We start from the raw sequence: 10,770 nt of genomic DNA, 5'->3' as shown, positions 1-10,770 counted from the left end.
GCGCGCGCCGCATCAGCGAGAAGGGCGCCGCCAGTTGGGAATTGGGGCTCGCAGCGGCGGCCGTGATGAATTGTGCGGCGTCCGGGCCGTCGACCTCCTGCACGTTGGGCGTGCCGAAGCTGAACAACTGCTGCGCGATCCCGGGGTTGCTGCCGCCGCCGATGATCGGGCCGCCGCCGCTCGACGTCATCGGGGGCAGCGCGGAACCGGGATCGGCGCCCGCCGGCGCGACACCGGCGACGGCGCCCAGCGCCAGCGCCGCCAGCGCCCGGCGGAGCGCGGTGAGTCTCATGCCCCTCATTCCAGCACGTGTGCGCGGCCCGTGTCAGCGGAAGGCGTCGCTGCCGGTGAACGCCTGGCCGAGCACCAGCTGGTGCATCTCGGGTGTGCCCTCGTAGGTGAGCACCGACTCCAGGTTGACCATGTGCCGGATCACCGGGTATTCCAGCGATATCCCGTTGCCGCCCAGGATGGTTCGCGCGGTGCGGCAGATCTTGATGGCCTCCCGGGTGTTGTTCAGCTTGCCGAAGCTGACCTGCTCGGGTCGCAGGCCGACGCCGTCCTTGAGGCGGCCCAGGTGCAGCGACAGCAGCTGACCCTTGTGCAGCTCGACCGCCATGTCGACGAGTTTCGCCTGGGTCAATTGAAATCCGGCGATCGGGCGCCCGAATTGGGTGCGCTGCGTGGCGTAGTCGAGCGCGGCCTGCCATGCCGACCGCGCCGCGCCCATCGAACCCCAGATGATGCCGTAGCGCGCCTCGGACAAGCACGACAGCGGCCCCCGCAGGCCCTTCGCCTCGGGCAGCATCGCCGAATCGGGCACCCGCACGTCGTCGAGCACCAGCTCGCTGGTGATAGAGGCGCGCAGCGACAGCTTGTGGTGGATGGTGTTCGCCGAGAAGCCGGGCGTCTTGGTGGGGACGATGAAACCGCGGACGCCGTCGTCGGTGGCCGCCCACACCACCGCGACATCGGCGACCGAGCCGTTGGTGATCCACAGTTTGCGGCCGTTCAGCACCCAATCCGAACCATCGCGGCGGGCGCGGGTTTTCATCGCGGCCGGGTCGGACCCCACGTCGGGTTCGGTCAGCCCGAAGCACCCCAGCAGTTCGCCGGTGGCCATGCCCGGCAACCACTCCTGCTTCTGCTGCTCGGACCCGAAATTCCAGATCGCGAACATCGCCAACGACCCCTGCACCGAGACCATCGACCGAATTCCGGAGTCTGCGGCCTCGAGCTCGGTACAGGCCAGGCCGTAGTGCACCGACGAGGCGCCGCCGCAGCCGTAGCCCTCCAGGTGCATGCCCAGCAGGCCGAGCTGGCCGAATCCCTTGGCGAGTTCCCGCACCGGCAGGTCGCCGATCTCGAACCACTCCGCGACGTAGGGCAGGACGTGTTCGGCGCAGAACTCTCTGACGGTGTCGCGCACCGCGAGCTCGTCGCTGGACAGGGAGGCGTCCAGGCCCAAGGGGTCATACCGGTCGAAGGCGGGAGGCTTTTTGGTGCTCATGGCCTTCAGCCTGCCACTAGGCCGCCCTCGGCAGGCCCGGCCGGTAGTCTCGCTGCATGCGACGGCCAGTGTGGCTCGTCGTGGACGTCGCCTGTGTGCTGGTCTTCTGCGCGGCTGGGCGTCGTAGCCACGACGAAGGACTCGACATCGCCGGGGTGGCCACCACCGCGTGGCCGTTCCTCACCGGAACCGCCGTCGGGTGGCTGGCGTCCCGCGCCTGGCGGCGCCCGACCGCGTTGATGCCCACCGGGGTGGTCGTGTGGCTGTGCACGGTGGTGGTCGGCATGGTGTTGCGCAAGCTGAGTTCCGCGGGCGTCGCGGCCAGTTTCGTGGTGGTGGCGGCGTCGGTCACCGCGCTGTTGTTGCTCGGCTGGCGGGCGGTCGTCGGGCTGACCGTGCGGCGCCGGTCCGGCGTCTGACCATGGCAACGGCGGCGGGCGTGGCGGTGACCGCGGCATTCGGCGCCGCCGCGCGCGCGGTCGCCACCAACAGGGGGCTGCTGAGCGATCCGTTCGCCGAGCCGTTGGTGCGCGCCGCCGGGGTGGACCCGCTCGCCCGCGTGATCGACGACGACCGGTTCGCCGCGGACGACGCGGGCGGCCCGAGGTTCCTGGACCTCTGCGCGGCGCACACCCGGTTCGTCGACGAGTTCGTCGCCGATGCCGTCGGGGCGGGCTTTCGTCAGGTGGTGCTGTTGGTGTCCGGCATGGACACCCGGCCGTACCGGTTGTGGTGGCCGCCCGGGACGACGGTTTACGAGATCGACCGGCCCGAGGTGCTCGACTTCAAAGCCGAAGTGCTGCGCGACCAGGGCGCCGAACTGACCGCGAGCCGGCGCGCGGTCGGCGTCGACTTGCACCAGGATTGGCCGGCCGCGCTGCGGCGCGTCGGCTTCGACGCCGCCGCGCCCACGGTGTGGGTCGCCGAGCAGTTGCTCATCGGCTACCTGACGCCGGCACTGCAGGACCGGGTGCTGCAGGGCGTCACCGCGATGAGCGCCGCCGGCAGCCGGCTCGCCTGCGATCACATGCCCACCTGGACCCCCCTGCTCCTGGAGGCGGAGCGGTCCTTCGTCGACGGCTGGCGCCGCCACGGCGTGGAGATCGACCTGGCCAGCCTGACGCATCCGGGCCGATACCACTACGTCCCCGAGTATCTGGGCGCCAACGGCTGGGTGACGGCGCAGCGCAGCGTCGGCGACCTGTCGGGCGCGATGGGGCTGCCGGCGCCCCCGCGTGGGGGGACGGACTTCGTCCCGGAATACCTCACCGCCACAAGGGTTTAGATGTTCATGCCGGGTTCTGACCAATCAGCGCTGCGGTTCGTGTCGGCCACGCACAACGATCCGCTGGCGCAGCCCCTGCTGGCCGAGCTGGCCGACGAGTACGCGCAGCGCTACGGCGGCACGCCGAGCACGCACTTGTCCTGGCTGCCGGTGCCGGAGGCGGAGCTGGCCGCGCCGGACGGTGGGCTGCTGATCGGGGTGCTCGACGGCGTGCCCGTCACCGGCGGCGCCTTTCGGCGGTACGACGCCGAGACCGCCGAACTCAAACGCATTTGGACCGACCGCGCGCACCGGCGGCGCGGTTACGCCCGAATCCTGCTCGCGGCGCTGGAGGCCGAGGCCGCCGCGCGCGGGTATCGGCGGCTGTACCTGATCACCGGCAACCGGCAACCCGAGGCCGAGGCGCTGTACGACGCGACCGGGTATACCCGGGTGCCCGCCGATCCGCTGCCGTCCTGGGGACCGTTCGTCCCGATCGCCTTCGAGAAATGGCTGGTTCTCGACGGTCAGTGAGTTTCACCGAGTGTGGGGTCTACGGACGAATTTCGGGCCGTTGGTGTACCCAGGGCCCACACTCGGCGCCACCAGGCTTCAGCTTTCGGCGAGCGCGAGGGCCGCCGCGGTCGCCTCCCGAATCGGCCCCCGCCACACGTCGCCGTGGCCCGGCAGCAGGACCTCGGTCTCCAGCAGCGCGAGCGCGGACAGGGTGCGGATGCAGTCCTGTTGGTTGTAGCTGAAGATCGCCGGCAGCAGTTGCGGCCCGCTGCGGCGCAGTAGTGGGTGCCCGGTGATGAGGGCGTCGCCACTGACCAGCACACCGTCGACCAGATACGAGCAGTGCCCGTTGGTGTGGCCGGGGCTGAAGACCGGGCTCGGTTGGCCCGGCAGGCTCGCGGCCAGCTCCGCGGTCAACGCCCGAGCGGTCGGGATGCCGTCGCGGATCAGGCCGCCGCTGCGGACCACGTGGGCCGTCCACTTGGCCCACCGGGGCCGCCAAATGCGCAGCGCCACATCGACAATGGACACCTGCTCGAGGTACTCCCGCTTCGCGTGCCCCACCTCGTCCGCGTGGCAGTAAACCGGGATGCCGTGCGCGTCGGCGAACCAGATCGCGGTGCCCAGGTGGTCGATGTGTGCGTGCGTCAACACGATGGCGCGCACGTCGTCCGGGCCGAAGCCCAGCGCGGACAGCGAGGCCAGCACGTCCTGGCGGTCGCCGGGATAGCCGGCGTCGATCAGCATCACGCCGTTGTCGTCGGTGACCAGAGTCCAGTTGACCGCCTCGCCCTGGGCGAGGTGAACCCGGTCGGTGACTTGAACGAGCTCCGCCATGCCCGCGAGTGTAGGCGGAGGAGTAGAAATGACCCGTGGCTGAACTGAAACTTGGATACAAGGCATCCGCCGAACAATTCGCACCGCGCGAGCTCGTCGAACTCGCCGTCGCCGCCGAAGCGCACGGCATGGACAGCGCAACCGTCAGCGATCACTTCCAGCCCTGGCGGCACAAGGGCGGGCACGCCCCCTTCTCGCTGGCCTGGATGACCGCCGTCGGCGAACGCACCAAGCGGATCGTGCTGGGCACCTCGGTGTTGACGCCGACCTTCCGGTACAACCCCGCCGTCATCGCCCAGGCCTTCGCCACCATGGGCTGCCTTTACCCGAACCGCATCTTCCTCGGTGTGGGAACCGGCGAGGCGCTGAACGAGATCGCCACCGGATACGAGGGCGAGTGGCCCGAGTTCAAGGAACGCTACGCGCGGCTGCGCGAGTCGGTGCGGCTGATGCGCGAACTGTGGCTCGGCGACCGCGTCGACTTCGACGGCGAGTACTACAAGACCAAGGGCGCCTCGATCTACGACGTGCCCGAGGGCGGCATCCCGATCTACATCGCCGCGGGCGGACCGCAGGTGGCCAAGTACGCCGGGCGCGCAGGCGACGGATTCATCTGCACCTCCGGCAAGGGCGAAGAGCTCTACAAGGACAAGCTCATCCCCGCGATGCGCGAGGGCGCCGAAGCGGCGGGCAAGAACGCGGATGAGATCGACCGGATGATCGAGATCAAGATCTCCTACGACACCGACCCGGAGCTGGCCCGCGAGAACACCCGGTTCTGGGCGCCGCTGTCGCTGACCGCCGAGCAGAAGCACAGCATCGACGACCCGATCGAGATGGAGAAGGCCGCCGACGCGCTCCCGATCGAGCAGATCACCAAGCGCTGGATCGTCGCGTCGGACCCCGACGAGGCCGTCGAAAAGGTCAAGGACTACGTCGACTGGGGGCTCAACCACCTGGTGTTCCACGCGCCCGGCCACGACCAGCGCCGGTTCCTCGAGCTCTTCGAAAAGGACCTGGCCCCCAGGCTGCGGCGACTTGCCTGAACCCTCGGCCATCTACATCGCCGCTCCGGAACCGGAGACCGGCAAGTCGACGCTCGCGCTCGGGCTGCTGCACCGCCTGACCGCGACCGTCGCCAAAGTGGGTGTGTTCCGGCCCATCACGCGCGTGCCCGACGGCAAGGACCACGACTACATCCTGGATCTGCTGCTGCAGCACACCACCGCGGGCGTGCCCTACGAGCAGTGCATCGGCGTCACGTATCAGCAACTGCACGCCGACACCGACGCCGCGATCGCCACCATCGTCGACGCCTATCACGCGATGGCCGACGACTGCGACGCGGTAGTGATCGTGGGCAGCGACTACACCGACGTCGCGCGGCCGGCCGAGCTCTCCGTCAACGCCCGGATCGCCGTCAACCTCGGTGCGCCCGTGCTGCTCACGGTCAGCGGCCGGGGCCGGACCCCCGACGAGGTGGCCGGCGTCGTCGCGGCGTGCCTGGCCGAGCTGTCCAACCAGCGCGCCCACGCCGCCGCGGTGGTCGCCAACCGCTGTGAACCGGCTCAGCTGGACGAGGTCGCCGAGGCGCTGGAGGCCTTCACCCAGCGCAGCTACGTGCTGCCCGAGGAGCCGCTGCTGTCGGCTCCGACGGTGGCCGAACTCGAAAAGGCCGTCGGCGGAACGCCGGTCAGCGGTGAGGCGTCGCTGCGCGATCGGGAGGTCACCGGCGTGCTGGTCGCCGGCATGACCGCCGACCACGTGCTGGAACGGCTGAGCGACGGCATGGCGGTGATCACCCCCGGCGACCGGTCGGACGTGGTGTTGGCCGTGGCGAGCGCCCATGGGGCCGAAGGCTTTCCGTCGCTGTCCTGCATCGTCCTCAACGGCGGCTTCCAGCTGCACCCTTCCATCGCGGCGCTGGTCGCCGGGCTGCGGCTGCGGCTGCCGATCATCGCCACCACGCTGGGCACCTACGACGCGGCCAGCGCCCGGGCCGCGGCGCGCGGCCGCGTCACGGCGAACTCGCTGCGCAAGATCGACACCGCGCTGGAGCTGATGGACCGCTACGTCGACGTCCCGGATCTGCTTGAACAGCTTGCCATTCCGATTCCCACCGTGACCACGCCGCAGATGTTCATCCACCGCCTGACGCTGCAGGCGCGGGCGGATCGCAAGCACATCGTCCTGCCCGAGGGGGACGACGACCGCATCCTCAAGTCGGCCGGCCGGGTGCTGCAGCGCCGAGTCGCCGACCTCACCGTGCTGGGCGACGAGGCGCAGATCCGGCAGCGCTCGGGGGAGCTCGGGGTGGACCTCGACGGCGCGCAGGTGATCGACCCGCGCACCAGCGACCTCCGCTCCCGGTTCGCCGATCAGTACGCCGAGCTGCGCAAGGCCAAGGGGGTCACCGCCGAGCACGCCCGCGAGATCATGCGCGACGCCACGTATTTCGGCACGATGATGGTCTACAACGGCATGGTCGACGGCATGGTGTCGGGCGCCGCCCATACCACGGCGCACACGGTTCGGCCGGCCTTCGAGATCATCAAGACCGTGCCCGACGTCTCGACGGTGTCCAGCATCTTCCTGATGTGCCTGCCCGACCGGGTGCTGGCCTATGGCGACTGCGCCATCATCCCGAACCCGACGCCGGAGCAACTGGCCGACATCGCGATCTCCTCCGCCCGCACCGCATCGCAATTCGGCATCGAACCGCGGGTGGCGATGCTGTCGTACTCGACCGGCGAGTCGGGCACCGGTGCCGACGTCGACAAGGTCAGAACCGCAACCGAATTGGTGCGGCGGCGGGCGCCGGAGCTGCCGGTCGAGGGGCCCATCCAGTACGACGCCGCGATCGAACCGTCCGTCGCGGCCACCAAGCTGCGTGGCTCGCCGGTGGCCGGCCGTGCCACCGTGCTGGTGTTCCCCGACCTCAACACCGGCAACAACACCTACAAGGCCGTGCAGCGCAGCGCCGGGGCGATCGCCATCGGGCCGGTGCTGCAGGGCCTGCGCAAGCCGGTGAACGACCTGTCCCGCGGCGCGCTGGTCGAAGACATCGTGAATACCGTTGCCATCACCGCGATCCAGGCCCAGGACGTCCGTGACTAGCGCGAACCGGGCCGTGCTGGTGATCAACTCCGGCTCGTCGTCGCTGAAATACCAGTTGGTCGAACCGGATTCGGGTGTCGCCCGCGCGACCGGCAACGTCGAACGGATCGGGGAGGAGTCGTCACCGGTTCACGACCACGACGCGGCGCTGCGCCAGGCCTTCGACGCGCTGTCCGAGAAGGGGATCGACCTCGGGAATTGCGGACTGGTGGCGGTGGGCCACCGAGTCGTACACGGCGGCAACACCTTCTACAAGCCGACGCCGGTGGACGACGCGGTGATCCGCAAGCTCGACGAATTGTCCGAACTGGCGCCGCTGCACAACCCGCCCGCGGTCAAGGGAATCGAGGTGGCCCGCAAGCTGCTGCCCGATGTCCCGCACATCGCGGTCTTCGACACGGCGTTCTTCCACGACATGCCGCCCGCCGCCGCGACCTATGCGATCGACCGCGGCTTGGCCGAACGCTGGAAGATCCGCCGTTACGGGTTTCACGGCACGTCGCACCGCTATGTGAGCCAGCAGGCCGCCGCCTTCCTGGACCGGCCGCTGGGCGGCCTGAAACAGATTGTGCTGCACCTGGGTAACGGCTGCTCGGCGTCGGCGATCGCCGGTAGCAGGCCGCTGGACACGTCGATGGGCCTGACGCCGCTGGAGGGTCTGGTGATGGGCACCCGCAGCGGCGACATCGACCCCAGCATCGTCAGCTACCTCTGCCACGTCGCCAAAATGGGCGTCGACGAGGTGGAATCCATGCTCAACCAGCGGTCCGGGGTGGTCGGGCTGTCGGGCGAGCGCGACTTCCGGCGGCTGCGCACCATGATCGAATCCGGCGACGCCGCAGCGCAATTGGCCTACGGCGTGTTCACCCATCGGCTGCGCAAATACATCGGCGCCTACCTGGCGGTGCTGGGACACACCGACGTCATCAGCTTCACCGCCGGCATCGGGGAGAACGACGCGGCGGTCCGCCGCGACGCGGTGGCGGGCCTGGAGGAGCTGGGCATCGTGCTCGACGAGCGCCGCAACCTCGGCGGCGGCAAGGGTGCCCGGCAGATCTCCGCCGACGAATCTCCGATCGCCGTGCTGGTGATCCCGACCAACGAGGAACTGGCCATCGCCCGCGACTGCGTGAGCGCGCTAAGCGGTTAGGAAGCCGAGGCTCTTCCGCCCGGCGCCCACCGACGGCGCGGGATCCGTCCCCACGGTCCGCGCGAGCAGCTCGTGGTACACGTCGCGAAAGTCGGTGGTGTACTTCAGGTCCCCGTTATCGAGGTCGGTGAGGCTGGGTTCGTCGCCGTAGAAGCCGCCCCGAACGGGCGCGCCCGCGACGAAGACGGGACCGGCGGTGCCGTGATCGGTGCCCTGGGACGCGTTGGCGCGCACCCGGCGGCCGAACTCCGAATACGCCACCACGACGACGTTGCGGCCGGCGACCCGCTGCAGGAACGAGGTCACCGCCTCGTCGAACGTCGCGAGCAGCCGCTGCTGCGTGGCCCGTTCCCCGGCGTGCGTGTCGAAGCCGCCCAATTGCACCGTGTAGACCCGTGTCGGCACGCGGGCCTGGACCGCCTCGGCCACCAGGCTCAGTTGTGCGGACAGGGAGTTACCTTGGTTTCCTGCGGCTTTCACCGATTCGAAGGCGTTGGCGGTGGTGCGGGCGGCCCGGTAGGCCTTGCACACCGCGGCCATCGCCGGGGTGTCGTCGCGGTCCTCGGCGCCGAGCGCGCCCATCAGCGTGTCGAGGCCCTGTCCGGTCGGCTCCGGGGCCGTGGAAAGCGCGGCGGCGGTGTGCTTTTCGCCCACCGCGAGTGGCGGAAGCACGGGACCGATGTTGACCGCCCGCAGCGGGTCGTCGCCGGTGGCGTCGAGCCAGCGGCCGATCCAGCCCGTCGACACGGGCTCGGCGGGAGACGCCGTCTGCCAGATATCCATGGACCGGAAGTGGCTGTGGTCGGGCCGCGGATAACCCACGCCCCGCACGATGGCGAGCTGCCGCCGTCCCCACAACTGCGCCAGACCCTTCAGGGCGGGGTTGAGACCAAGCGCCTCGTCGAGGTGCAGGACGTCGCCCGGGGCGTAGGCCAGTTCCGGCCGGGCGTCGTGATACGCGTTGTCCGCGTAGGGGATCAGGGTGTTGATCCCGTCGTTGCCGCCGTAGAGCGTGACCAGCACCAGCACGCCCGCGCCGTCGGCCAGCGGCCGGTCCCCGGCGGCCCGCATCAGGTCGGGCCAGCGGACCGCCACCGCCGTCGACAACAGGCCGGCCGCGCCCACACCGGCGCTGGCGGCCAGGAATCTGCGGCGGTTCATCTCGGGCATCGTGTTCTCGCTAGGACGTCAGGTATTCGGGGGTGTTGACCGCGGCGGCGACCAGTTGCGGCGGGTTGCGCACCAGGGGTTGCAGCGCGTCGGCGGTCCGGTCCGACCAGTCGCCGACGCCGATCAGGTAGCCGACCGCGTCGATGCGGTCACCGGGCGCGGCGCTTTCGACGCCGGACAGGTCGCCGGCGTGCGCGAGCCGGTTGGCGGCCCGCAGCCGCGCCTCGGCGCTTGCGGTGGACAGCCACACCTGGCCCTGCGGCCAGCCGCCGACGCTCGGCGGATAGAACGGCCGCTGCCCGAGGGCGTGCAACGTCGCGTCGGTGACTTTTCGAGTGGATGGGTCGAGGGGCACCCGCAGGGCGCGCATGACGCCGACGAGCCATTCGACGGGCGGGTTGACGACAGTGGCCCGGCCGTGGACGAACTCGTCGTCGGTGAGGATCGCCCGGGTCAGCGCACGCAGGTCCCGGCCCGGGCCGTACGCGGCGACCAGCCTGTCGAGCGTGGGGCGCGACGGCGGATCATCGGAGGCCAGCTGTCGCCACAACCGTCCCGCGACGTACTCCGGCGACTTCGGCTGGGCCAGCACGGCGTCGCAGAACCCGGCGGCGTCGAAGTCACGGGTCTGCCCGAACAGAGTCTTGGCCGCGCCGTCATGGCGTTTCGGGGCCAGCGTCGTGTTGCCGTCGGCGCCGATCAGCCAGCCCGTCAGCGCGCGGGCGCCGTTGCGCACGTCGTCCTCGGTGTAGCCGTTGCCGTGTCCCAGCGTGAACAGCTCCATGAACTCGCGCGCGAGGTTCTCGTTCGGTGCCTTGGCGGTGCTGCTCTGCCCGTCCAGCCAGCGCAGCATCGCGGCGTCGGTCAGCATCGCGTAGGCCAGGGTGCGGAAGTCGCCCAGCGACAGGGTGCGCAGCTTCTGGTTCTGTGCGGCCATGTACGCCGCGACCCGGACCTTCTGCGCGGAGGTGGCGAAGTGGTTGTGCCACAACAGGGTCAGCTTCTCACCAAGCGGCTGCCGCACGCTGACCATGCGGTGCAGCCACCAGTCGGACAACGCGCGCTGCTGCTCGGAGAGCTGCTGGTTGTACTGCTTGCGGGCCGCGGGCGCGGCGGACTTTCCGGGCGGTCGGGGTGACCGGACCCGAGGTGGACGCCGCACTGGGCGGCGACTGGCCAACTTACGTCGACGCCATGCTGGCCGCG

The 10,770-nt window shown here is 70.2% G+C and carries 10 protein-coding genes and 1 pseudogene; 6 read left to right on the top strand and 5 right to left on the bottom strand.

Going from position 1 to position 10,770, the window contains the following annotated elements; all coding sequences use genetic code 11:
- Both A9X03_RS16650 and A9X03_RS16645 read right to left on the bottom strand, forming a co-directional pair.
- Nucleotides 1-292, bottom strand: a pseudogene (locus A9X03_RS16650) (hypothetical protein); the annotation flags it as partial.
- Nucleotides 293-325: 33 nt separating this feature from the next.
- Nucleotides 326-1,510: an acyl-CoA dehydrogenase family protein gene (locus A9X03_RS16645; RefSeq protein ID WP_067749935.1), complete on the bottom strand. Its 1,185-nt coding sequence runs from the start codon at nucleotides 1,508-1,510 to the stop codon at nucleotides 326-328.
- Nucleotides 1,511-1,566: 56 nt separating this feature from the next.
- Here A9X03_RS16645 and A9X03_RS16640 point away from each other — a divergent pair, with 56 nt between their 5' ends.
- The 3 genes from A9X03_RS16640 to A9X03_RS16630 are packed head-to-tail and all read left to right on the top strand — an operon-like array spanning nucleotide 1,567 to nucleotide 3,308.
- A complete protein-coding gene (locus A9X03_RS16640) occupies nucleotides 1,567-1,929 on the top strand; it encodes a DUF3054 domain-containing protein (protein WP_067749939.1) in 363 nt (120 codons plus the stop codon).
- 2 nt (nucleotides 1,930-1,931) lie between these two features.
- Nucleotides 1,932-2,795, top strand: coding sequence for a class I SAM-dependent methyltransferase (locus tag A9X03_RS16635; RefSeq protein ID WP_067749942.1), 864 nt, complete (start codon nucleotides 1,932-1,934; stop codon nucleotides 2,793-2,795).
- Nucleotides 2,796-2,801: 6 nt separating this feature from the next.
- Nucleotides 2,802-3,308 (top strand): GNAT family N-acetyltransferase, encoded by a 507-nt coding sequence (locus A9X03_RS16630; protein ID WP_067749944.1) that lies wholly within the window; start codon nucleotides 2,802-2,804, stop codon nucleotides 3,306-3,308.
- A 78-nt stretch (nucleotides 3,309-3,386) separates the two neighbouring features.
- Here the strand turns inward: A9X03_RS16630 and A9X03_RS16625 are convergent, their stop codons facing one another.
- Entirely contained in the window at nucleotides 3,387-4,127 is a 741-nt protein-coding gene (locus tag A9X03_RS16625; protein WP_067749945.1) for an MBL fold metallo-hydrolase, read from the bottom strand.
- Nucleotides 4,128-4,162: 35 nt separating this feature from the next.
- Between A9X03_RS16625 and fgd the strand changes: the two genes are divergently transcribed.
- The 3 genes from fgd to A9X03_RS16610 are packed head-to-tail and all read left to right on the top strand — an operon-like array spanning nucleotide 4,163 to nucleotide 8,394.
- Nucleotides 4,163-5,173: a glucose-6-phosphate dehydrogenase (coenzyme-F420) gene (fgd, locus tag A9X03_RS16620; protein ID WP_067749946.1), complete on the top strand. Its 1,011-nt coding sequence runs from the start codon at nucleotides 4,163-4,165 to the stop codon at nucleotides 5,171-5,173.
- Nucleotides 5,166-7,244: a phosphate acetyltransferase gene (gene pta / locus A9X03_RS16615; protein ID WP_068261962.1), complete on the top strand. Its 2,079-nt coding sequence runs from the start codon at nucleotides 5,166-5,168 to the stop codon at nucleotides 7,242-7,244. The genes fgd and pta overlap by 8 nt, the downstream gene beginning before the upstream one ends.
- Before the next feature lie 13 nt (nucleotides 7,245-7,257).
- Nucleotides 7,258-8,394 (top strand): acetate kinase, encoded by a 1,137-nt coding sequence (locus A9X03_RS16610; protein WP_067749957.1) that lies wholly within the window; start codon nucleotides 7,258-7,260, stop codon nucleotides 8,392-8,394.
- Here the strand turns inward: A9X03_RS16610 and A9X03_RS16605 are convergent.
- A complete protein-coding gene (locus tag A9X03_RS16605; RefSeq protein ID WP_068261960.1) occupies nucleotides 8,383-9,564 on the bottom strand; it encodes a DUF1501 domain-containing protein in 1,182 nt (393 codons plus the stop codon). The genes A9X03_RS16610 and A9X03_RS16605 overlap by 12 nt on opposite strands.
- A gap of 10 nt (nucleotides 9,565-9,574) precedes the next feature.
- Entirely contained in the window at nucleotides 9,575-10,726 is a 1,152-nt protein-coding gene (locus A9X03_RS16600) for a DUF1800 domain-containing protein (protein WP_369831374.1), read from the bottom strand.
- Nucleotides 10,727-10,770 lie beyond the last annotated feature (44 nt).

This window comes from Mycobacterium sp. E1715, assembly GCF_001667625.1.
In the GTDB taxonomy this organism is placed as follows: domain Bacteria; phylum Actinomycetota; class Actinomycetes; order Mycobacteriales; family Mycobacteriaceae; genus Mycobacterium.
The sequence above is the reverse complement of the archived record's forward strand: the minus strand, read 5'-3'. Positions and strand labels throughout refer to the sequence as shown.

Coding starts and splice junctions, on each gene's coding strand:
- A9X03_RS16645 (WP_067749935.1), bottom strand. CDS start 1,510: ATGAGCACCAAAAAGCCTCCCGCCTTCGACCGGTATGACCCCTTGGGC.
- A9X03_RS16640 (WP_067749939.1), top strand. CDS start 1,567: ATGCGACGGCCAGTGTGGCTCGTCGTGGACGTCGCCTGTGTGCTGGTC.
- A9X03_RS16635 (WP_067749942.1), top strand. CDS start 1,932: ATGGCAACGGCGGCGGGCGTGGCGGTGACCGCGGCATTCGGCGCCGCC.
- A9X03_RS16630 (WP_067749944.1), top strand. CDS start 2,802: ATGCCGGGTTCTGACCAATCAGCGCTGCGGTTCGTGTCGGCCACGCAC.
- A9X03_RS16625 (WP_067749945.1), bottom strand. CDS start 4,127: ATGGCGGAGCTCGTTCAAGTCACCGACCGGGTTCACCTCGCCCAGGGC.
- A9X03_RS16605 (WP_068261960.1), bottom strand. CDS start 9,564: ATGCCCGAGATGAACCGCCGCAGATTCCTGGCCGCCAGCGCCGGTGTG.